Genomic DNA, 21,559 nt, shown 5'->3' with positions numbered 1-21,559 from the left:
AGCCGTCAGGCCTGGGCCCAGGCGGCCCGCCACGCCGATCCCCAGCTGAAGCGCCGCCGTGCCGCCGCCCGCCGACTGGGCGCCACCGAGGCTGGCCGGCCGGCGCCGCGCGTCGTGTACGACAGCGGCCGCGATCTGCTGGAGCAGACCATCGACGACCTGGTCGCTGGGCCCCGGCCGACCGCCTGAGACAATCCACCCTCGCCTGTGCCCAGCGAAAAACATGGCCGTTCTCGGCAGAGAGGCGATCCTGCAGGCGATCGAAGCGGGCGCGATCGGAGTCACGCCGTTCGTGCCCGAGCGGCTGGGCCCCGCCTCTCTCGACCTCACCCTCGCCGGCACCTTTCGCGTGTTCCGCAAGGTGCACGAGGTGATCGAGGTGCGCGAGCACACCGACTACCGGCAGCTCACCGAGAAGATCAAGGTGCCCCAGGACGAGCACATCCTGATCATGCCGGGCGAAACGGTGCTGGGCATCACCCAGGAGCGGCTGCGCCTGGGGCCAGGGCTGTGCGGCTGGCTGGAGGGTCGCAGCCGTTTTGCGCGGCTGGGCCTGATGGTTCACATCAGCGCCCCCTTCATGGGGCCGGGGATCGACAGCCAGCAGGTGCTGGAGATGAGCAACTTCGGCCCCGCTCCCCTGGCCGTGATTCCCGGCACCGCGGTCTGCCAGTTCGTGTTCCAGAAGCTGGAGGGGAGCGAGATCTATGCCGGTGGCTTCGCTGGCCAGACGGAGGACTCCTTTTGAGAGCCCGGTCGTTCCTGGTGCGGTACGGGGGTGCTGCCGGCTCTGCCTCTGATCTGCGCGACTGGGGGCTGCGGCAGCAACAGTCAGAAAATGCCCAGAGTTTTCTTCTTGCAGTAACCGGCGCCGATGTTCATCCAGCCCGATTCGCAGGGCTTGCCGTAAGTGGGCCTCACTTCGTAATAGATGGGTGAATTGCAGTGCTGCTTCAGGTCATTCACATACCCCAGCGGGCACTGGTCGTAGCCCGGAAGCTTGGGGATCCGCTTCTGTGCCACCGCCGCTGCGGGGATCAGCAGCGGCAGTGTGAGCAGCGGCAGGGCCAGGAGCCTGGCGGCCAGAGCGCAGCGTGACGTCTTCATGGCGCGAGGATCCAAGGGCATCATCCAGGAGTCTGATGGCCTGGCGGCAGCCAGCACAACCAACAACCGCACCATCGCCGCAGGGATGGGCCGTGCCCGCCGCACCTCCGTTGCTTTGCTCGCCATGACCCTCCCCCTCCAGGCGATCCCCACCGCACGGGTGGCTATCGCCGCACAGGTGGCTACCGCCGCTTGGGTTGCGCCGGGGCGATGACCAGCAACCCACGCCATCGCCGCGCCAAGCTCCGCCGGCTGCTGCGCGTCCTGCTGTTCGTGGTGGCACTGGCTGGTGCGCTGGCCTCCCTGGTGGTGTTGCTGCCGCTCACGCTCTGGGGCCTGCTCTACTGCGCCATCAAGACCCCACTCGACTGTCTCGCCTCCCTCGCGGTGCTGCTGTTGCTGTGGCTGGCCGCTTTCTCCCTCGTGGCCCTGGCGGTGCTGGGCGCCAGGCGGTTGCGGAAGCCTGACCCCTAGCGCGATGCCGTGGCCGCCGGTATGGCCTTGGGCAGTCTCACCCCCCAGCCGCTATCGGTGCGTCGCCTGTGTGCCTCAACAGGATGTCCAGACCGCAACTCTGGAGCTGGAACGTTATCCGCAGCCAGCTCGAGCGGCGGAGCAAGGGCGTTCATCAACCAATGTCACCCCAATGCTTTACCGCATTGACACCCAACCACGCGGCATGCGGCACAATTTCATGATCCGTCACTTCACATGACAGACAGAGGCGGTGCTTTAACCCCAACCACCAGAAACTCGCGCTTACTGCCTCAAACGTGGCGAACGTTCGGACAACGATTAAGTCCGATCAGCCAATGAACAGGACTTGCTTCACAGGTGGCCAACAAGCCAAACCAGCTTGAGCACACTCAGGCTAACTCATGAACAGAGCCATTCAAAACCTCTGGGTCTCTGGCAACGTTCCGTGGGTTCAGCCCAGTTCATGCCAGGTGTGCACTTGAATGATCAGATCATGAAGGTCGCCACCACCGCTGCGTGATCGGATGCCGGGTCGGATTTGCGCTCGGTGGGAACCTCATTCACCGATGGCAGCCGGTTCGTCGCCAGAACGGTGCGGGCGTCTGGGATGTTCTTGGGGTTCACGAGGCGGTGGCTGGCAAAGATGTGATCGATCAATTCACCACGGCCCTTGAACACCCGGGTGTAGGGAGTCTCTGCGGGTGGCTCGCCATCCGGCGTGACGTTGAGGCGCGGAGCCAGATTCCACATCCGGTAGCCGTCTCCCTTGTCGCCAGTGAGGAACCCTGCGGTCTCAAGCTCTGAGCCCGTCGGACCCTGAATGATCTGGGTGGTGGCGGCATCGGGCTGGTCGTTGAGGTCCCCGCAGAACACCACGGCCTTCTCACGCCCCAGTCCGTCATCGGGATCGGGCTCTCCGGCACTGGAGGAGAGGATCGCATTGATCCGGTCACGGATCGTCAGCGCCTCCCCGGTGCGGCGGTAGAGCGCGTAGGCCGCATAGCGGTAGCGCTCGTCCTCATCCTTCGGGCTGAAGTTGCCCTTCGGCCGGGGATAGCTGATCAGCTTCGATTTGAAGTGGGCGGTGATCACGGTCACCTCCGTACCGTCAACCTCCACCACCACCTCCAGGGCGCTGCGGCCCATGGCGGCGAGTAGCGATTCATCGGCGACGGTGCCCGGCTTGTCGAAGACCGGATCCTTCTGCTGCACCGGACGGATCAGATCCGGAAACGGGCTGATGGACCGGATACCGCTCAGAGGGCGGGTGGAGAGGATCGCCACGCGGATGGCACGGCTCGGTTCTCCGCCGGCTTCCGGGACTCCTTCCGCCGCATGGGGCATCGAATGGGTCAGGGCCTGCTGCAGAGCCGCCAGGGCGCCGTTCGGACCGATCTCCTGGAGAGCCAGCAGATCAGGCTGCTCTTCGTCGATCACGGCGGCGAGCTTGGTGAGTTTGTCCTGGAATTCCTGCTCAGCCTCCGGCTTCGAGGGATCAGGAAGGAACAGGTTCTCCACATTCCAGTTCATCACTTTGAAGGCCGTCATGGAGCTCCCGATCGCTTCAGTCTTCACTGGGATATAGCAACGTCAGGTTAAAATTGCATGTAGGCAGATGTTCAAGCAGCCTGGGTCGGTGAGCTCAGGCGTGGCAGACCACCGCCCCCAGCTGTTTCACTGAGGCGTGACCGGGCCAAGCCGCGGCGCCTGAGAGGGATCCACGAGGGGCGGCAGGGGTGCGTTGGACGCGGGTTGATCGGCGTTCTGCGTGTAGGCCACGGTGTAGAGCTGCGGCTCGGCCTTCAGAACCAGTCCCTTCAGCCGCTCCAGATGCTGCGCAAAGACAGGGCTGGCGCGCATGGCCAGATAGGCCTCGACGGAGCTGAAGTGGGCGTAGTTGACGGCGCGGGTGCGATCGAGGCTGAGGTGCAGGTTGGCGCTCAGGCTGCCCGGAAAGACGCCTTGCAGGCGCTTGTATTCGCTCACCTGGGTGGCCACGAAGGCCTCGGCCTGATCTGGATCCAGATGAAACACGTTGATCAGCACGATGCCATCGCCGACGCTGATCGTGTTGACGGGAAAGCCGTTGTCAGAGCTGGCAGTTGTTCCGGTCATTGATGACGTGCAGGGAAGATCTCAGAGGATGCCGCCATTCACCTGAAGCGTCTGTCCGTTCACCCAGCGGGCGTCATCGGAGGCGAGAAAAGCCACCACATCCGCCAGATCGGCGGGTTGGCCGAGGCGACCCAACGGAGTGGCAGCGATCAGATGGGCCAGGGCATCGGCTGGCATCACCAGGCCGTCTGTGTCGGTGACCCCGGGGCCGATCTGGTTGACGGTGATGCCACGGGGGCCGAGCTCCTTGGAGAGGGCCATTCCGAACTGCTCCACCGCCGCCTTGCTGGCGGCGTAGAGACCTGCGGCGGGCAGGGCCTGGCGGGTGGCACCGCTTGCCAGATTGATGATCCGGCCACCGTCGGCCACGTGGCGGGCCGCCTCCTGCAGGGCGAAGAACGTGCCGCGGGCATTGGTGCCCATCACGCGGTCATAGTCCTCTTCCTCGATGTCAGTCGTGGGTTTGAACACGGATACCCCGACGTTGTTGACGACGATGTCCAGATGACCGAATTGCTCGAGCACGGCTGCGAACAGGGCCCGGGTCTGGCTCACCTGGCTGAGGTCGGATTGGTGTGCCAGGGCCCGCACCCCACCTGCTCGAATCGCAGCCGCCACGGCCTCTGCCTTCTCGCGATTGCCGGCGTAGGTGAGCACCACATCGGCTCCATCACGCCCCAGCCGCTCAGCGATGGCCCGGCCGATGCCGCGGGATGCGCCCGTGACCAGGGCCACCTTGCCATGCAATCGCGTCATCGTCGTTGTGGTGGCTCGAGGACGGTGGGGATCGATCGGCAACCTATGGCGGACCGCCATGGAAAGGAAGGGCTTACCTTCAGGTGCGTTGCCGGGCCAGGCTCGCCATCTCCAATGAGCGCAACCCTGCCGACGGGGACTGATCCCATCGAAGGCACCACCTTCGTGAGAGCTGCCCTCAAGGTGTTGCAGGGCAAGTGGACCTTGCCGATCCTCTGGCAGCTGCGGGAGACCCCTCAGCGCTACGGAGATCTGCGCCGCGCGATTCCAGAGATCAGCGACAAGGTGCTGACCCAGCACCTGCGCGACCTGGAACGCGGCGGGTTGGTGGAGCGGGAGGTGATGCCTGCCAGACCGCCGCAAGTGAGTTATCGCTTCAGTGCCTACGGCCGCAGCCTGATCCCATTGATTCAGTCACTCTGTGCCTGGGGGGAGCAACACCTGCAGCGCCAGGATCGCTTCGAATGATCTCCCAGTTCCGGTGGGCCTGCATGCCGCCGAGCTGTTCGGATCCAACGCATCGCTGATCAGCACGTTCAGACGCGGCCCTGCAACCGGGCCTAGCCCTTGGCATCTGCAAAGCACTCGGCTGTTCGGCTCGGGACGGCGTCCGATCGGGTGAATTGGTGGTTGAAGCGCATGTCCTGGCTGCGGTCTGCTCGACATCGCTGGGTCCGATCTGCGTGCAAGACAGGAACTCGCTGAGTGCCATGGGTGCCGCCACTCGGGCTGCTTGTCTCTTGTTGACTTAACGGTTGATGCAGGCCTCATCGTCTGGAATGGGTCGGTAGCACGGTGATCGATCCGTTGTTCTCCAGAATGGCCACGTGCACATCATTGATTGAATCGCAACCGGCAGCCCGGATGGCGGTGTCAAGCTCGTGGCGGGTGAGTTGCGCATGGATCAGAACGTCGGGATAGAGTTTTCCATTGTGAACCAGCACTTGCGGGCGCCCTTCGATGAAGGCCTCCATGCGTTTGTTGCGGCTGGTGGCAAGGCCAACAACATAGTTGAGTCCCACGAGCGTCAAGGCTGAGACGAGTCCGCCGACCAGAGAGCTGTCACCACCATTCATTGAGTTCTGCACGGCGTTGGAGAGCACGAGCAAAAGAACAAGGTCAAACGTGGCGAGTTGACCGATCTGTCGTTTGCCCGTTACTCGCAGCAGAACGAGCAGAAAGATGTAAACGATTGCTCCGCGAAGCACGAACTCCCAGATCGGAATGGCAAGTTTCCACATCCACCACTCCTAATGGGTATGCCGGCAAGCTTAGGCCCAGGCTCCAGGAGTTCTTTGCCAATCAAGCAACGAGCTGCTGGCCACTGTGGTTCCTCCACTGAGGCTCTGGGGAGCCTGCCCAACGGCAAAGGCATCACGTTCATCTTGGGCCGCCATCGGCTGGGCTGCTGCCTCACTTCCGGCACCTGCCGGCCTCGCATCAATGGTGAGGGAACGTTCGTGGACCTTCGCAACTGATTCGATTGCGTCGGCCACACCGTCGCGCCGGTGCCGGCGGTGGGTGGCTTGGTGCGTTGGCTGTAGCAGAGGGTCGTGTTCTGAAAGCAACTGGAGAAAGCGATCAGGCCATCAGCAACACAACGTCATCAGCGAATGTGTCTGTTGGTCTCCACACCCTGCCCTTCATCTGCAGGAATTGGGGAGTCAGCGTGGGTAGACCGGAGGCCAAGGAAGCCCAATTGTGCTGCATACCATCCCACTGCTGGCTGCCACCTGTCTGGCGGGATTCGCCATGCTGCAGCTGCTGTTCAGCATCGGATCATCGTGATCGGTCTTTGGCACGTGCCAAATGCGGCTGACTCAAGCCGGAGCGCCACCACCCCCTGATCCGGGGCCCGGTGGGCGGAGGAGTTCATCGGTGAGCGCGGGGCTGGCGCTGGAGAGGCTGGAGCCGCGCCCCTGAGCGTGGTGAAGATGGAAGGGCGTCGGCCGCTCAGACTGAGCTGATCACCCCAGCCTGGGCCCACAGGCCGCTCCGTAGTGAGCTTGGACCCTGGCGCCTGGCCAGGCTCCCAGATTCACGGTGTCTACAGTGAAGAGACAACGGCATAGCGCTTGCAAACTTGATGACTGTCAGCGTTATCACTCCAACCAGGCTTCTGCCAGATCGGCTCAGCATGTTGGTGGAGTTGAATGAGAGCCTGAGGAATAACGATTGCTTGGTCGAACACGTTGTTGTTGTTGATGGTGCCAGCCGGGAAGACCTTCCGCCTGAACTCTGCGAACGGGCGACTGTCATTGCAACAGGGCGGTCCATCGGCCAAGCCGCCGCTCGCAATTTGGGCTTGGTGGTTGCAAAAGGCGAATGGATTACCAGCGCCGATGACGATGACTGGCTTCATCCGCAGTCGATTGACAAACGACTGGATGCAATCCGCAGTCATCAAGGTGCACTTTGGTCTGCGGGATACTGCACGGATGATTCAAAGATCGACCCAGGAATCGTGTCAGCAGGCCCCAGCTCCCCCGGAGACATCTGGCGTGCCTGGCCGACACCGAAGGCCAGCATCCCCTTGGGGCCAACAACCCTGCTCGTGGAAGCCAACCTTCTGAAGCGGGCTGGTGGCTGGATGGGCTTACCTCAAGGAGAAGATCTTGGCATGATGATGGCCGTGACCTGCATGGCACCCGGTGTGGTGATTGATGCCCATGTTTATCATATTCGGTTGCATGGGGGCCAGATGACGAAAACAACCTGGTTTGACGACCTCGAGCTTCTTTCAAGACGTTGTGCATGGGAAAGAGGTGAGCGGATTCTGCTCCAATCAACCCAAGCTTCCGCGTCTTGGGCCCTTCGTTCTGCTCAGATGATCAGCCCGGTTGAACTTGATCGTCGATTCTCTGCATCCAGCATGACTGTCGGGTGATTCTGCGGGAAGCCGCAGTTGATCCTGAGTAGCCCGATGAACCTTCTTCAGCTCATGCTCTCGGGTCTGTTCCTGGCGGTGCAGGTGGCCCCGGCCGCCATGGCCGGACCCGAGGTTCGCGCCACGGTGCTCTCGATCGGTGACGGTGACACGATCCGGGTGCAGCAGGGCCAGCAGCGGCTCACGATTCGGCTGGCCTGCATCGATGCCCCCGAGATGGCGCAGGCTCCCCATGGCGTCAACGCCCGCCGTTACCTGCAGAGCCGGCTGCGGCTGGGCTCCAGCGTGACGCTGAGGCCCCAGACGGTGGATCGCTTTGGCCGCACAGTGGCGGAGGTGATCGGGGATGTGAACCTCAACCTGGCGCTGGTGGAAGACGGCATGGCGTTTGCCTACCGCCCATACCTGGCCCAATGCAACGCCAAGGAGTATCTGGATGCCGAGTTCCGGGCGTCCCGCAGCCGCTTCGGGGTGTGGAGGGTGCCGGGCGGCATCACCCGTCCCTGGGACTTCCGACGCGGCAGATCGTCGGGCCGAGCAGGTAGCGGCACCGAGTCGATTCCTGGTGGCCGGAGGTATCGCTGCAGTGAGATCGGCTCCTTTGCACGCGCACAGGAGTTGCTGCGCCAAGCCCACACCTACCTGGATGGAAATGGTGATGGTGTGGCCTGCGAAAGCCTCCGCTGAGGGGACGGAGACCCGCACCTTCTTGCTCTGGCCACCAACAGCGTCATCGGTGTGGTCCAACCGATTGATTCTCCATCACCACGGCCCTCACCAGATCTGAACTTCTCGCCACGGTCAAGGAACTGGGTGAAGTCTCCAAATCAGATCTGGTGCGGAAGTCGGGTACTGTCAGCACCAAGAAGGATGGTGGTGAACGCCTGAACTTCACGGCGTTCTATGAGCCGTTGCTGGAAGCCAAGGGCGTGAGCCTGGGTGATGGCAACAGCAAGAGCAAAGGCAAGGGTGGCTGGACCTTGAGCTATGTCGCCATTGTGTAGGGCAACGGCAACCTGCTGATCGGCAAGGCGTACTCCGCCCTGCTGGACCTCAAGCCTGGCGATGAGTTTGAAATCAAGCTGGGCCGCAAGCAGATCCGCCTGGTTCCTGCTGGTGGGGCTGACGACGAGGAGTGAAGGTCGCTGGGCTGGATCCCCTGCGCTGATAACGGCTACAAGCTCACCCGTCGTTCCGGCGTCAGCAAGGCGGAGATCTGGACCATCGGAGTGGCGGCTTGAAGGCCTGGCCGATGGGGAGCGAGCCTCTCAACCCAACCCGCCCAGGCGAATCAGCGCTCCCACCACCACAAAGGCGATCGCCAGGGCAGTGGTGCCACGGATGTGCCAGGCCAAGCCACTGAGGTTGTCGTCTCTGAGGTTGGGGATCAGCCGCAGGCGGGCATGCACGGCCAGTGCCGCGGTACCGACCAGCAGCAGCAACTTGGTGCCCACCAGCAGGCCGATCGGGTTCTGTGGGTTGAAGAGCCCCTGGAAGTGGGGAAGGTAGATCCAGCCCATCCACAGGCCGGTGACCACCTGGATGGCGAAAGCGGTGAGGCCCAGCGGCTCGAACGTCTCCTCGAAGCCGCGGATCGGCGCCGTCCGACCCTCGCGCAGGGCGCGGGGCAGCACGCCCAGATCCAGCACCAGATGGCCGCCGGTCCAGACCGTGGCGGCCAGGGCATGCACAATCACCAGCAGCGAGAACACAGCCATCTCAACGAGGACTCGGTTGCTTGCACGATGGAGCCCGTTCGGGCTGTCTGACCATGACGGTGATCGTCGATCGGCGTGCGGCGCCGTTCATCCTGGGCTGTTGAAGGGCGCTGGGCAAAGCACCGATGACTGTGGGTAGGTGGCTGGGCTGGGCCGGCTTGCTGGCGCTGGGCTACGGCGGTGTCTCCCTGCTGGTGTTCCTGTCCCAGCGCTCGTTGATCTATTTCCCCCAGCCCGCCGCCGATCCATCCGGCCGGCTGGAGCTGCAGGTGGAGGGCAAGCGCGTGCTGGTGGCCCATCGCCCCCATCCGGGTCCTCGGGCGCTGATTTACTTCGGGGGCAACGCCGAGGACGTGTCCCTCACCCGCGCCGAGCTGGCCGCTCTGCTGCCCGACACAGCCCTCTACCTGCTTCATTACCGCGGCTACGGCGGCAGCGAGGGCAGACCCAGCGAAGCGGCCCTGCGCGCCGACGCCCGGGCCCTCTATGCCCACGTGGCCGAGCGCCACAGCGCGGTGACGGTGGTGGGACGCAGCCTTGGCACCGGGCCCGCGGTGCATCTGGCTGCCACCCGCCCGGTGCAGCGGCTGGTGCTGCTGGTGCCTTTCGACAGCCTGCTGGCGGTGGCCCGCGGCACCATGCCGTGGCTGCCGGTGGATCTGCTGCTGCTCGATCGCTGGGATGCGGCCGCCGAGGCGCCCCTGGTGCGCGCCCCCACCACGATCGTGGCGGCGGCCGTCGATCGGGTGGTGCCCACTCGCCACGCCGTCGCCCTGCACCGCGCCTTCCAGCCCGGCGTGGCAGAGCTGATTCTGGTGCCCGACCTTGACCACAACACGCCGATCCTCAATTCGGCGGCCTTTCGCGCTGCCCTGCAAGGCCAGGAAACTGGCCGTCCCCACAACCGCTAGCAGTTGCTGAAGCTCGGCGGAGGTGACGCAGGAGTCGGTGGCTGTGGTGATGCGTGTCTTGGCCACGCAGGTGAGATTCTGCGGGAGCAGATAGCTCACCTTCTTGCAGCCGTTGGTCGCGCTGGGCTGCAGCACCACAGTCAGGTCTGGAATGGCCAGCTCGGCGTCGCTCGTCATCGGCACGACGAAGACTGTTGGATAGACAAGGTCAAACAGTGCGCAGTCCTGCACGACCACTGCCGGTCTGAGCTTGTTGGGCTCCGGGGGGTGTGGGTCTCGATCGGGGTCGCCTGGATCTTTGCGCCAATCGACCATGACGATTTGCCCCGCCTTCAGCTCCTCGCTTGTGCTCAGCGGCCGAAGGGCTCAGGTGTGGTCCAGTTGCCGATGAAAGACTTGGCGTCCGGATCGGCCGCGATGTGCTCGGCCACGGTTTTGCTCTGGGCCCGAATCCGTGCTCGCAGAGCCTCCATGGCGCTCAGCGAACTGCTCACCTGCAGGACGCTTCTCCCCCCACGTTGCCGGCGGCGTACGGAAAAGGGAGCGTCGAGCTTTTGGTTGGCTTGATCGGCTGGGGTCATGACGGCAGCGGCTTCCGCCAACCTCATGGTCTGATGCTTCAACGTTAGACGTCACTCCGATCTCGGCTCGATGGTGACGGCACCACCTGGCTGGGCCAGGTCAGGCATGGGAAGGCTGAGCACGACAGAGCCCGGTGACGAGGTCACCGGGCTCTGAAGGAGTTTGGTTGATGGGGGCGGAGTGGCTGACGCTGGCACCTGGGGCCAGGTGACTAGAGGGACTTCCCGTTTGGTCCGGGGCACCTATAGCGGTGCAATGGACGGCGACGGCGTAACACGCCAGGGAAGCCAGAGATCCGATGAGAGTGTTGGAGCAGGGGCCGGATCGTCAGCGCGCTCCTCACACCTGCTCGGGTGGGGTGTCATCCATGCTCTGGAGCCTCCCGGTTGGTGATGTCATCACCATCGATCCGCCGGCCGCAGGCGGCAAGACTTTCCTGTCAGGAGGACACCGCTTGTGATCTCCGGCAACGGCTCTTCATGAACCGGTCGCTGTTCACGCCAACAGCCGCCCCTTCCAGGTCCAACCGCGGCCGCTGAGGGTGCGCCACACTGACACCGGACCGATCGCGGCCACCACCAGGCCACCGGCTCCCATCAGCCACCAGAGGGTGAGCGGCACCTGGAACTGGCGGCGGGTCCACAGGCGCAGGACCAGTTGCAGGCCGATGCCCACCAGGGCGAGAGCCAGGGCGCTCAGCGATACCAGCCGCTGGCCGGGCAGCAGCGCGGCCGCAATCGCAGCGGCCGGTGTCAGCAACCAGGGGCCGCTGAACATCAGCAGCACCACCGACGAGGCCGCCAGGGCCCTGGCCACATCGCGATCGAGGCCCAGCAGCCAGTTCTTGGTCCAGCCCTCCCAGAGGGAGGCGAAATCGCTGTACATGCGCAGCTCGAGCGCATCCAACCCCAGCAGGTAGCGCAGACGATGGCCGCCTTGCTTGATCTGCCGCGCCAGGGCCAGGTCCTCCACCACCTCTGCCGCCAGGGCCCGGTGGCCGCCGATCGCCAGGTAGGTGCTGCGGCGGAACAGCATGAACGGCCCGGCGGCGAAGGCCACCGGACTGGCGGGATCATTGGCGGCTTCGATCGGAAAGCCGAGCCCCAGCAGGCTGGCCATGATCGGCTGCACCATCCACTCCGCCAGGCAGCCGCAGCTCAGCCGCGGCGCCAGGCTGAACAGGTCGGCCCCGTCTGCGATTGCCTGGGCCAGGGCGCGCCGCAGGGTGGCCGGCTGCAGACGCACATCGGCATCGACGAACAGCACCCATTCGCTCACAACGTGCTCCATGGCGCGGCTGCAGGCCCAGTTCTTGCCCACCCAGCGCTCGCCCACCGGCCGGGCCCCGGCATCAAGCAGCGAGAAGTGCGGCTCCGTGGCGCCGCAGGCCATTGCCGCCTCCAGGGCGATCGCCACCGTGGCATCGCTGGAGCGATCGTCCACCAGCAGCACCCGCCAGTCGCCACAGGGGTCCTCGCTGCTCAGCAGGCTGGAAAGGCAGGAGGCGATGTTGGCAGCTTCGTTGTAGGCGGGCACCACCGCCGTAAGCGAAGTGTTGGCCAGGGCAGCTAACACGTCAGTTCCCGGCTGCGGCCGTTCCGCAAGCCTGGGCGCCCGCGCAAACACCCGCGCCAGGCCAGCAATCAGGATCACCAGGCCAAGCGCCGCGGCGGCGGCCATCGACAGCAGCGCCCAGGCGAGGGCCGTGGCTGGATCCATGGCGTAGCCCTCAGGATTGATCAGCCCATGGTGGCCCGGCTCACGCATCACCCTGAACCGATCCAGGATTGGCGGATGACGACTGAGGCCCCCACTTCCGCGCCACGGTTGATCGATGGTCCCGATGCCGCGCCGGCCACCGTGCTGCTAGCCCACGGGGCCTGTGCACCGATGGACAGCGCGTTCATGGCGGCCATCGCCAGCGGCCTTGCGCAGCAGGGCTGGCGGGTGGTGCGCTTTGAGTTCCCCTACATGGCCCGGATGCGCGAAACGGCCCGCCGCCAGGGGCCTGATCGGATGCCCGTGCTGCAGGAGGCGTTCCGCCAGCAGGTGCGGCTGGAGAGGGGCGAAAGCCCGGAGCGGCCGCTGTTCATCGGCGGCAAGTCGATGGGCGGCCGGGTGGCCAGCCAGCTGGTGGATGAATTGGCCGCCGGTGATGGGGTGCGGGGCTGCCTGTGCCTGGGCTATCCCTTCCATCCGCCCGGCAAGCCGCTGCAGCTGCGCACCGAGCACCTGGCCGCCCTGCACACACCCACCCTGATCCTGCAGGGGGAGCGCGACAGCTTTGGGCGACTGGAGGAGGTCGAGACCTACAGCTTCTCGCCGCAGGTGCAAGTGCGCTGGATACCCAGCGGCGACCACAGCTTCAAGCCCACCCGCAGTTCGGGCCTCAGCGAAGCGGAGAACTGGGCCACGGCGGTGGCGTTGGTCGACCAGTTCCTGCGGGAGCTGTTGTTCCGCTGAGCTTCACAGCCGAATTGCCCAATACCTAACTGGTGCGACCAGAGACCGATCTGCGGGATTGAACCGACAATCCGGCGTCAAGCTGGTGGGTGACTCAATGCGCAGCGTCACAAAAGAGGTGGTGTGCGAGTGGGGGCAGGGAGTTGGGGTGGAGAGCTGAGTTGAGCATTGCCACGGCTGAGATCCGCATCACCACCTTGGACGACCCGTCGGGGACGGATGAGCATCAGCCCTATGTGCTGTTCGTTAACCAGAGCGAGTGAGGCAACGCCCACCTCCTGCCCAGCAATGTGTTCTCGTCTAAGGCGGAGCTTAAGAAGTACACGGCCCTGCGCTTTTAGCAGGAGGTAAAATGCCCTCCCCATTGCCTTGGGACTGGGGGCTGTCGGGCAGCAGCATTTCCCTGTTCAACCTGGGCAACCAGCTATTCATCGCCGGGTCGCGGGAAACTGCGGCGGGTGATCGAGGCCCAGCCCGATGGTCCCCGGCTGCAACGGCAAGACATCTGCGCTTGGAAGTCCGGCTGCCCTGAGCTGGGGTAGATCGATGGGCACTGAAAAGCTCCAGTACCCTCAGGAACCTGCCCGGCGAGCCAGATCGCCAAGATCACGTCGCTGACCGTTCCATGGACGACCAACGCCTGAGCCTCTACGCAGAACTGATCAACAAGCTGCTGAAGTGCCCCAGCGGGGAGGAGAACACCATCCTCAACGCCCACCCAGAGCTGCTGGATGAGGGATTGGTGGCGGCGATGCAGCACTATTCGGAAACTCTGCGGCAGCAAGGGAGCATCGATTCAGCAACAATTCTTCAGAGTCTTCGCCCAGTAATTGCAACGTTCATCCGGCAAGGCGATTCACGGCAGGAGCCCACATCAGCAGAGAGGCAGCAGGCCTATGCGGATCTGATCCAACTTCTCCTACTGTGCCAAGCCGGAGAAGAGCAATGGATCCTGGGGGCATACGGTGAACTCCTGGACCAGGATTTTGTAAGCATATGTGAGCAAGTGGCCCTGAAGCTGGTTGAGCAGAATAACCAGCAAGATGCTGCCAGATTGCGCAGCTTTGCCGCCCAACTGACGAGCGGCTCACGCACTGGTAACCCTAGCCACTCGAATGAGCAAGAAGCATTTTTAGTTCAGCTATTGAGTACGGTTGTAGAGAGCAAAGGCGATCCAGCGAACGTTTACCCTCTGCTCAGCGCGCATCTGCCGTTGCTGAACATTGGGCTGACAGCCGTGATGAGCGACTGGTTTACTGGTGCAATCGAACAGGTAGATCAAGGCCAGCGAAATGGACTGGCTGCCGTGCTTGTTATCCTTGGGAACTTAATGCAGGAGTATCCCCTTGGGAGCCCTCGATCCAATCAGATGATCGCCATTGAGGCCTATTTCAATGCCTTGCGGATCTACACAGAAGAGCAGCTGCCGCAAGACTACGCGATGACAAAGACTAATCTCGGCAGCGCCTACACCAAGCTTACCCCGTTCGCAGAGAACCCGAAACAACTAATCAAGAACGCCATCGAGGCCTATACAAGTGCCTTGCGGATATACACAGAAGACGAGCAGCCGCAAGACTGGTCTACCACAAACAATAATCTCGGTGCTGCCTACAGCAAGCTTGCCCAGTTCTCAGAGAATCCGAAACAACTAATCGAGAAAGCAATAGCGGCCTATACCAATGCCTTGCGGGTCAGAACAGAAGCCGAGTTGCCGGATGACTGGGCCGCCACAACCACTAATCTTGGCAATGCCTACGGCGCGCTTGCGCCGGTCTCGGAGAATCCGAAGCAACTATTCGAGAAAGCTATCGAGGCCTATTCCAATGCCTTGCGGGTCTACACAGAATGCGAGCTGCCGCAAGCCTGGGCCGCCACAAACATGAATCTAGGCAACGCCTACTGCGGTCTTGCCCCGTTCTCAGAGAGTTCGAAACAACAGATCCAGAAAGCCATCGAGGCTATTAACAATGCCTTGCGGGTCTACAAAGAAACCGAGCTGCCACACGACTACGCGATTGCAAACACCAATCTGGGCAATGCCTTCAAAGATCTTGCACCGTTCTCCGAGAATCCGAAACAACAGATCGAGAAAGCCATCGATGCCTACACTAATGCATTGCGGGTCAGAACAGAAGCCGAGCTGCCCCAAGCCTGGGCCGCCACAAACGCTCGTCTTGGCAACTCATTCAAAGATCTTGCCCCGTTCTCCGAGAATCCGAAGCAACTAATCGAGAAAGCCATTGAGGCCTATACCAATGCTTTGAGGGTCAGAACAGAAGCCGAGCTACCGCAAGACTGGGCCGCCACAAACACAAGTCTCGGCAACGCCTACGGCGATCTTGCCCCGTTCTCAGAGAATCCTAAACAACTATTCGAGAAAGCCATCGAGGCGTATACCAATGCCTTGCGGTTCTTCTCAGAAGCCGAACGTCCACAAGACTACGCGGTGGCAAACGCTAATCTCGGCACCACCTACACAGCTCTTGCCCCGTTCTCAGAGAATCCGAAACAACAGTTCGATAAAGCCATCGAGGCCTTTAGCAATGCGTTGCAGGTTTTCACAGAAGCCAAGCATCCGCAAGACTGGGCCACCACAAACAATAATCTCGGTGCTACTTACGACGGTCTATCCCCGTTCTCGGAGAATCCGAAACAACAGATCGAGAACGCCATCGAGGCCTATACCAATGCCTTGCGGGTCAGAACGGAAGCCAAGCTGCCGCAAGCCTGGGCCACTACAAACAATAATCTAGGCACCGCCTACAGTAATCTTTCTGCGTACTCAGAGAATCCGAAACAACTATTCGAGAAAGCCATCGAGGTGTATACCAATGCCTTGCGGGTCTTCACAGAAGCCCAATGGCCACACGACTGGGCTACCACAAACAATAATCTAGGCACCGCCTACAGCGAGCTTGCCCCGTTCTCAGAAAGTCCTAAACAACAGATCGAGAACGCCATCGAGGCCTATACCAATGCCTTGCGGATTCGGGATTCGGTGACCCGCTCCGCAGATTGCCTGCAGACAGCCTGGAACCTCGGCAATCTGGGCTTTAAGAACAATCAACAAGACATCGCCATCGAAGGCTACACACTGGCCATCAACGCCGTGGAAAACCTGCGCTCGGTGGCGATTGATCCCAAGCGTAAAGCCGAGATTGTGGCCCAGGCCATCGAGGTGTACGCCAACCTCGTGCAAGTGTATGTAGATGCTGAGCAATACGACAAAGCCCTTGAGGTGGCTGATCGTTCGAAATCCCGCAATCTCGTTGAACTGTTAGCCACCAAAGACCTCTATCCCAAGGGAGACATACCGCCAGAAGTACTTCGCCGCCTGGATGCCCTGCGCGGCTCAATAGCCCGGGCAGAACGGCAGCTCAACAAGACAAACGCAACGCATGGCCCCACCGCAGAGGGTGGATCGATTGCCAGAGGCGATACTCGTACGCTGAATCTAGGGCCGCCGAAACAACAGGATGTTAAAGCCGCCACTGACCGACTGCTGCGGGACAAGCAACAGCTCGAACACCTGATCCAGGTCGACATCCAACCCATTGACCCCACCTTCTCCTTGAGCCAGAAGGTGCAGCCTCTCACCTTTGAGCAGTTCCAAGCCGCCCTGCCGGATGGGCGCACAGCCCTGGTGAGTTGGTATGTGGCAGGAGACAGGCTGGTGGCCTTTCTTGTGTCAGCACAAGCCGCACAGCCAACCTGTCATGTGTACCCAGAAGACACTCTTAAGAATATCATCCAGGCCCTGAAAAGCTACATTCAGACCTACCTTCAGGAGAAAGAGGAATGGGCACAATCCTTGCCCAAGGCGCTGATGGAGTTCGCCAGGATTCTGGAGATTGATTCCCTGGCCAGGAAGATTTCAGAGATGGCCCCGGATGCGGATCAGTTGATCCTTGTTCCCCACCGCTTTCTGCACCTGCTGCCGCTGCACTGCCTGTCGCTGAGCGAATCCCACGGCACATTGTTGGATCGCTTCGCTCGCGGTGTGCGTTTTGCCCCCAGCCTGCAGGTGCTTCAGCTGGTTCAGCAGCGGCCGCAGACTGGCCTGGATTCTCTGTTTGCCATCGAGAATCCCACCCGGGATCTCCCTTACACCGATCTCGAAGTCGAGGCTATCCATCCCCTGTTTGGCCCCCAGCCCACGGTGCTCAGGCAACAGGCAGCCACCAAAGCCGCACTGGAGCGGAGCAGCTCCACCCTGGCCAGCAGCACCTGCCTGCACTTCTCCTGCCACGGCACGTTCAACTTCGCACAGCCCCAGCTCTCGGCCCTCATCCTGGCGGACAGCCACTTGGAGTCTCAGCCAGACGATGCCGATCCCGACCGCTACCTGCCGCAACTGGACGGCAGCGCCCTCGACCTCACCAGGTGCCTCACGCTGCTCGATCTCTTCCAGCTGGACCTGCGCCAGGCACGCCTTGTCACCCTCTCCGCCTGCGAAACCGGCCTGAGCGAGATCAACAGCCTGAGCGATGAGTTTGTGGGCCTCAGCAGTGGTTTTCTCTATGCCGGCTGCAACAGCGTCATCGGTACCCTCTGGACCGTGAGCGACATCAGCACCGGCCTGCTGATGGCTGAGTTCTATCGCCTGCTCAAGCAGCAGGAGCAAACCCAGAGACAAACCGATGTAGCCATTGCCCTCAAGCAAGCCCAGCACTGGCTGCGCCACCTCACCTGTGAGCAGGCCGTGGCACGGATCGAGCATGCACTGCCCAGCCTCCCTGAAGCGGTGCGCCCCAACTACACCTACGACATCCAGGAGCTGAAGCGGCGGCATCAGCCAACCGATCGCCTCTACAGCAGCCCGTTTTACTGGGCGGCCTTCTGCGCGGTCGGGCAATAGGCCGCCCAGCAAACCTCGCTATCGTTGTCAAGACGATGCATGGCTCGCCACATGCCAGCGGATGCCCACAAGTTTCAAGCCGCCTTCCAAGCCAATCACTCGATCCTCACGCCTGAAGATCGCAACGCCATCCTTGACTTTTCCTCCAAACTGGATCCAGACATCAGCAGCGAAGAGCTGACGAGCAAACTGAGCGAATTCTTGACTCAACACGCAGCGATCAACACAACGCTCTTTCCTCTTTCATCCTCGCCAGCAACAGACACTCAATCACGTCTTGGTGGAGTGAGGCCCCGGCTCAACCCCGAAGAGTTCAAGGCTTCCATTCGCAACATCGTATTGGATTCCCAGCGAGCATCTGACAAGAATGGTGAACCCAAGCCAACCCGTTGAGTTTGCCTGCCTCGATCAACTTGTCTTTCAGCTGCACCATGGGCTGGGCAAACCGGTTGACCATGATGGCATTGATAGGCTGTTGGGGGCTGTGCCAGGGCTGTCAGATCAGCACCGCAAGGACATCATCCGCGAGTTGATCCATGCCTCCAATTCGTCGAGTCGCTTTCACCCAGGCCTCACACCATTGGCCCCCGGCGATGGCTTCTACGCCTTAGAAACTACTGGGCATTGCCATGCTGAGGTTTTGCAGAAGGTAGAGCCATTCCTCCTGCACGACACGTTCATTCTTGATCTTTCCTCCACCGTTGCGATCAGGCCCGCCTCTTTGCTCAGAGAGTGCCGCTATCCTCTGACGTCTTCGCTCGGGCAATGCACCCTTCTCACCATCATCTCTGACGATGCCTCTGAGGCGTTTGCCGCTGCCATGATCGCTGAGGTCCTGGGTATCGCCGACCTTGATCTGAGCAGAACTGAAATCCTGCGCGGTTCACCGATCCGGGAGGTTGACGAAGGCAACACCACGCATTACATCTGGATCAAGAGCAAGCAGGATAGCGATGGACGTGAGGTTCAGCACATCCTGAACATGCTCTCTTGCCGTGCCAAGATTGATTTTGTGGTTCAGCAAGCAGCCATCTGCTTTTCCGAAGGAAAACGGCACTACGAAGCAATCGAAAGCCACTTATCCCAGATCTCCGAGCTGAAGATCAGCGAGAATACTCACCTGGCACGGCAGGAACGGATTCAGATTCTTGAAGCTCATCTGGCTGCCTTGCCAGACCATGCGCATCAACTCTCCCGTTGTGAGCGCGACATGGGCATCCATCTGCTCACCCTGATCGACAACGTGGCCAATGCCCACAACAGCATTCCCTTTCTGCTGCTGGAGGGTGACACGTTCATGGGCTGCTTTCTAGATCAAGACTGCCCCATCCATCAGAGGCAGATCGAACACGACCTCAAGGTTCTCTCCCCCGGACGTCGCTACGCAGACCAGGCCATCAGTGCGATCCGCACTATCGTGACGCTGGATTCCCAGAAACAGCAACTCGCTCTGGAGGAAGCGGAGAAAGCACGCGAGCAGACCATCCGCAAAACCCTCACCATCGTTGGCTCTGGCCTCACAATCAGTGGCCTGGCGGCCTCCACCCGCCCCAGGCCCACGGAAAAACTCCTTCAGCGGCTCCAGCGGCCTCACCACCAGGCAGCCGCCCCTCCTCCCGAGTTGCTCTGGCTCTCAGACATCGCCATCCACGCCTCCCTCGGCCTGCTGGCGGCCCTGCTGATCTTTTTCATCTGGAGCCTCGGCGGCCGCGTGGGTTCCCAGCTGGGATGGTTGAGGCGAGCTGCTCCTCGCTGAGGTCACCACACACACGTTCCAGCCCTTCTGAGTTGCCCCTGGTGCAAACCAGTTGTTGTTCCCTCTCCGATAGAAGCAGAGGCACTGGATACTGCCGGTTTAAACGTCACTGACGATGGTGGCGTTGAGCGATCATTGCCTGCGGGAGCTGCTCAGCGGCGGTTTTCCTCTGCTGCCCACACAAACACGATTTATCGTCTCGTGACTGGGCTCAGGAGGGTGTCGAGTCTCCGATGAAGTCATCCTTCCCCTTTCAATTCACTGTGACCCCATCAGCGCAAGTCAACCCCATGCAGTGACCTGAAGGCCTGGATTGGTGCCATCAAAGCGATGGGTTGAAGAGCGAATAGCCTCCTCGTCCAGATCGTGCAGAACCGCTTCCCTTTGCTGGCGTTGATCGCCGGCTCAGGGATGGGCGTGACCGTGCTGGAGGTGAGGCGGCAGGGGCTGACCCTGATCGTCGAGCAGCACCACGCTTTCCTGCTCATTGGGGTCGGAGCGGGTGACGATCGCGATCGCTGGCTCGGTGGCACTGAGATTCACCGGTTGATGGGGAAGATCGGCGGGAATGAAGATGAAATCGCCGGCGCGGTTCACCACCCGCTGGCGCAGCCCAGCGCCATAGCGGGTTTCCACCGTTCCCTGCAGCAGGTAGATCGCCGTCTCGTAGTTGCGGTGGAGATGGGCTCGGGCCTTGGCACCGGGCGCGATCACGACGCGGTTGAGCGAGAGCGTGCGCGCCCCGCTGTTGGCACCGGAGATGCCCACGAAGCGCCCCAGACCCTGGCGGCTGTCCAGCTGCGTGGCCGGCCGCACCGTGATCACCCCGCCGTCGCCAGGACGGCCGATCACCTCGTCCGTACGAGCAGGCGACACCTGCGCCAGCAGCCCCAGCCCACAAGCCAGAGCAAGTGCACGGCCATCCATCAGCACAGCCACCTCCGCAAGCGCTCCAATCTGCTCCAGATCGGACGCAGATGGCCATTTTGGTGGGGGTGGCCACGCAGCCAGCTACGCCTGATGATCCGGTCGAGCAAGAGGTGTGGAGAGGCAAGAGCTTCAATGGCTGGAGCATGGGACGTCATCTTTCCTGGCAGAGGGGGATCTCGAGAAGGACGCCACCCCGCACCATGAAGCGGCCTGGGCATCGCCAATTCACAGAATGCTGTTGCAATCGGGATGGCCCCGCCCTGCAGCGTGTCCTGGCTGCCAGGATCGAAACAAACGCCAGCACGACGTTATGCCACTACCCCTGCTGTTGCCAGCGTTTCTGGCTGTGGCGATCACCCCGTGCCCTGCTTCCGCGAAGGCCCAGCTTGATGGCCTCTACCGCTGGCAGGTGGCTCGGCAGGAGCGGCGCGGGCCGATCGAGATCACGAGCCAGCAAAGCCGATTCACCGATGGGCTGTACCAGAAGTTGCGGCGTGCCTACGCGCTCGATCCAGCCAGCGGTCGATTCGTTGACTTCGATCTGTTCAGCGGCACCCAGGTGTCAACCTTTGGCGCGAAAGTGCTCGGCTGCACCGCCGCCCCCGGCGGAGGGCTGGAAGCCCGGGTGGCGGTGCAGGCAGGCCTGCGCAACCGCCCCTCTGAGACGCCGCAGCAGCTGCGCTATCAGCTGGTACCTGGACCTGCAGGCACCTGGAAGATCACCGACATCGTCTATTCCAGTCCGGCTGGATTCCGCCTCTCCAGCTTCCTGGCCGAGCTGCTGGCACCAAAGCCCTGATCGCTGCAGCCGCCCATTGGGTGCGCTGCTGCTGAAGCAGCAGGAGAATTTTCAGCTTGATGGCCCGCCTCGGTGACTTTCAGGAAAGATGTCACTCCTAGGCTGATATTCAACCGGCCTGAGCCAATGGTACTGGCCGAGTTGTCATCGGCTCTTCTGGCGGCCTGTTGATCCACACCACCTCTGGCTGGTGCCAG

Annotated in this window: 22 protein-coding genes and 2 pseudogenes; 14 read left to right on the top strand and 10 right to left on the bottom strand. The window is 62.0% G+C overall.

The window, feature by feature from the left end; all coding sequences use genetic code 11:
- Together KBY86_RS14865 and dcd are read left to right on the top strand one after the other, a co-directional pair.
- Nucleotides 1-189, top strand: a 189-nt coding sequence (locus tag KBY86_RS14865; protein ID WP_255141701.1) for a hypothetical protein, incomplete at its 5' end; no start/stop codon positions are given.
- 34 nt (nt 190-223) lie between these two features.
- Nucleotides 224-748, top strand: coding sequence for a dCTP deaminase (gene dcd, locus KBY86_RS14860; protein ID WP_255141700.1), 525 nt, complete (start codon nt 224-226; stop codon nt 746-748).
- 83 nt (nt 749-831) lie between these two features.
- Here dcd and KBY86_RS14855 read toward each other — a convergent pair whose 3' ends face one another.
- Nucleotides 832-1,107 (bottom strand): hypothetical protein, encoded by a 276-nt coding sequence (locus KBY86_RS14855; RefSeq protein ID WP_198948213.1) that lies wholly within the window; start codon nt 1,105-1,107, stop codon nt 832-834.
- Between KBY86_RS14855 and KBY86_RS14850 the strand changes: the two genes are divergently transcribed.
- Together KBY86_RS14850 and KBY86_RS14845 are read left to right on the top strand one after the other, a co-directional pair.
- On the top strand, nt 1,106-1,321 hold the full coding sequence (locus KBY86_RS14850; RefSeq protein WP_094510582.1) for a hypothetical protein: 216 nt from the start codon (nt 1,106-1,108) through the stop codon (nt 1,319-1,321). The genes KBY86_RS14855 and KBY86_RS14850 overlap by 2 nt on opposite strands.
- Nucleotides 1,318-1,581 (top strand): hypothetical protein, encoded by a 264-nt coding sequence (locus KBY86_RS14845; RefSeq protein WP_094510581.1) that lies wholly within the window; start codon nt 1,318-1,320, stop codon nt 1,579-1,581. Before KBY86_RS14850 ends, KBY86_RS14845 begins: the two co-directional genes overlap by 4 nt.
- A gap of 489 nt (nt 1,582-2,070) precedes the next feature.
- Here the strand turns inward: KBY86_RS14845 and KBY86_RS14840 are convergent, their stop codons facing one another.
- The 3 genes from KBY86_RS14840 to KBY86_RS14830 all read right to left on the bottom strand — a co-directional run bounded on the left by KBY86_RS14840 (nt 2,071) and on the right by KBY86_RS14830 (nt 4,455).
- Nucleotides 2,071-3,132 (bottom strand): endonuclease/exonuclease/phosphatase family protein, encoded by a 1,062-nt coding sequence (locus KBY86_RS14840; RefSeq protein WP_255141699.1) that lies wholly within the window; start codon nt 3,130-3,132, stop codon nt 2,071-2,073.
- Nucleotides 3,133-3,258: 126 nt separating this feature from the next.
- Nucleotides 3,259-3,699, bottom strand: a complete 441-nt coding sequence (locus tag KBY86_RS14835) for a putative quinol monooxygenase (RefSeq protein ID WP_255141697.1) — start codon at nt 3,697-3,699, stop codon at nt 3,259-3,261.
- Between the two features lie 21 nt (nt 3,700-3,720).
- Nucleotides 3,721-4,455, bottom strand: coding sequence for a glucose 1-dehydrogenase (locus tag KBY86_RS14830; RefSeq protein ID WP_255141696.1), 735 nt, complete (start codon nt 4,453-4,455; stop codon nt 3,721-3,723).
- 114 nt (nt 4,456-4,569) lie between these two features.
- On the opposite strand from KBY86_RS14830, the gene KBY86_RS14825 reads away from it, so the two are divergent.
- Nucleotides 4,570-4,923, top strand: a complete 354-nt coding sequence (locus tag KBY86_RS14825) for a helix-turn-helix domain-containing protein (RefSeq protein ID WP_255141695.1) — start codon at nt 4,570-4,572, stop codon at nt 4,921-4,923.
- Nucleotides 4,924-5,222: 299 nt separating this feature from the next.
- Here the strand turns inward: KBY86_RS14825 and KBY86_RS14820 are convergent, their stop codons facing one another.
- Nucleotides 5,223-5,696 (bottom strand): DUF421 domain-containing protein, encoded by a 474-nt coding sequence (locus KBY86_RS14820; RefSeq protein ID WP_255141694.1) that lies wholly within the window; start codon nt 5,694-5,696, stop codon nt 5,223-5,225.
- Between the two features lie 845 nt (nt 5,697-6,541).
- On the opposite strand from KBY86_RS14820, the gene KBY86_RS14815 reads away from it, so the two are divergent.
- From KBY86_RS14815 to KBY86_RS14805, 3 genes and pseudogenes are all read left to right on the top strand, one after another.
- On the top strand, nt 6,542-7,342 hold the full coding sequence (locus tag KBY86_RS14815) for a glycosyltransferase (RefSeq protein ID WP_255141692.1): 801 nt from the start codon (nt 6,542-6,544) through the stop codon (nt 7,340-7,342).
- A gap of 36 nt (nt 7,343-7,378) precedes the next feature.
- Entirely contained in the window at nt 7,379-8,029 is a 651-nt protein-coding gene (locus KBY86_RS14810; protein WP_255141691.1) for a thermonuclease family protein, read from the top strand.
- A gap of 74 nt (nt 8,030-8,103) precedes the next feature.
- Nucleotides 8,104-8,481 (top strand): annotated as a pseudogene (locus KBY86_RS14805) (AbrB family transcriptional regulator).
- A gap of 129 nt (nt 8,482-8,610) precedes the next feature.
- Here KBY86_RS14805 and KBY86_RS14800 read toward each other — a convergent pair.
- Nucleotides 8,611-9,060, bottom strand: coding sequence for a CopD family protein (locus tag KBY86_RS14800; RefSeq protein ID WP_255141690.1), 450 nt, complete (start codon nt 9,058-9,060; stop codon nt 8,611-8,613).
- A gap of 125 nt (nt 9,061-9,185) precedes the next feature.
- On the opposite strand from KBY86_RS14800, the gene KBY86_RS14795 reads away from it, so the two are divergent.
- Nucleotides 9,186-9,971: an alpha/beta hydrolase gene (locus tag KBY86_RS14795; RefSeq protein WP_255141689.1), complete on the top strand. Its 786-nt coding sequence runs from the start codon at nt 9,186-9,188 to the stop codon at nt 9,969-9,971.
- 54 nt (nt 9,972-10,025) lie between these two features.
- Here KBY86_RS14795 and KBY86_RS15335 read toward each other — a convergent pair.
- The 3 genes and pseudogenes from KBY86_RS15335 to KBY86_RS14785 all read right to left on the bottom strand — a co-directional run.
- A pseudogene (locus KBY86_RS15335) lies at nt 10,026-10,286 on the bottom strand (type II toxin-antitoxin system PemK/MazF family toxin); the annotation flags it as partial.
- Nucleotides 10,287-10,321: 35 nt separating this feature from the next.
- Complete coding sequence (locus tag KBY86_RS14790; RefSeq protein WP_255099220.1) at nt 10,322-10,465, bottom strand: hypothetical protein; 144 nt, start codon at nt 10,463-10,465, stop codon at nt 10,322-10,324.
- A gap of 583 nt (nt 10,466-11,048) precedes the next feature.
- A complete protein-coding gene (locus KBY86_RS14785) occupies nt 11,049-12,272 on the bottom strand; it encodes a glycosyltransferase family 2 protein (RefSeq protein WP_255141702.1) in 1,224 nt (407 codons plus the stop codon).
- A gap of 75 nt (nt 12,273-12,347) precedes the next feature.
- Here KBY86_RS14785 and KBY86_RS14780 point away from each other — a divergent pair, with 75 nt between their 5' ends.
- From KBY86_RS14780 to KBY86_RS14765, 4 genes are all read left to right on the top strand, one after another.
- The gene (locus tag KBY86_RS14780; RefSeq protein ID WP_255141688.1) at nt 12,348-13,016 is read left to right on the top strand and encodes an alpha/beta family hydrolase; all 669 of its coding nucleotides are present in this window, start codon (nt 12,348-12,350) and stop codon (nt 13,014-13,016) included.
- Between the two features lie 625 nt (nt 13,017-13,641).
- On the top strand, nt 13,642-17,877 hold the full coding sequence (locus tag KBY86_RS14775) for a CHAT domain-containing protein (RefSeq protein ID WP_255141687.1): 4,236 nt from the start codon (nt 13,642-13,644) through the stop codon (nt 17,875-17,877).
- Between the two features lie 51 nt (nt 17,878-17,928).
- Entirely contained in the window at nt 17,929-18,270 is a 342-nt protein-coding gene (locus KBY86_RS14770; protein ID WP_255141686.1) for a hypothetical protein, read from the top strand.
- Nucleotides 18,245-19,633, top strand: coding sequence for a hypothetical protein (locus KBY86_RS14765; protein ID WP_255141685.1), 1,389 nt, complete (start codon nt 18,245-18,247; stop codon nt 19,631-19,633). Before KBY86_RS14770 ends, KBY86_RS14765 begins: the two co-directional genes overlap by 26 nt.
- Before the next feature lie 405 nt (nt 19,634-20,038).
- Here KBY86_RS14765 and KBY86_RS14760 read toward each other — a convergent pair whose 3' ends face one another.
- On the bottom strand, nt 20,039-20,572 hold the full coding sequence (locus tag KBY86_RS14760; RefSeq protein WP_255141684.1) for a cupin domain-containing protein: 534 nt from the start codon (nt 20,570-20,572) through the stop codon (nt 20,039-20,041).
- Nucleotides 20,573-20,873: 301 nt separating this feature from the next.
- On the opposite strand from KBY86_RS14760, the gene KBY86_RS14755 reads away from it, so the two are divergent.
- Complete coding sequence (locus KBY86_RS14755; protein WP_255141683.1) at nt 20,874-21,362, top strand: ABC transporter substrate-binding protein; 489 nt, start codon at nt 20,874-20,876, stop codon at nt 21,360-21,362.
- Nucleotides 21,363-21,559 lie beyond the last annotated feature (197 nt).

Origin of the sequence: Synechococcus sp. Lug-A, from assembly GCF_024345655.1 — a bacterium.
In the GTDB taxonomy this organism is placed as follows: domain Bacteria; phylum Cyanobacteriota; class Cyanobacteriia; order PCC-6307; family Cyanobiaceae; genus MW101C3.
The sequence above is the reverse complement of the archived record's forward strand: the minus strand, read 5'-3'. Positions and strand labels throughout refer to the sequence as shown.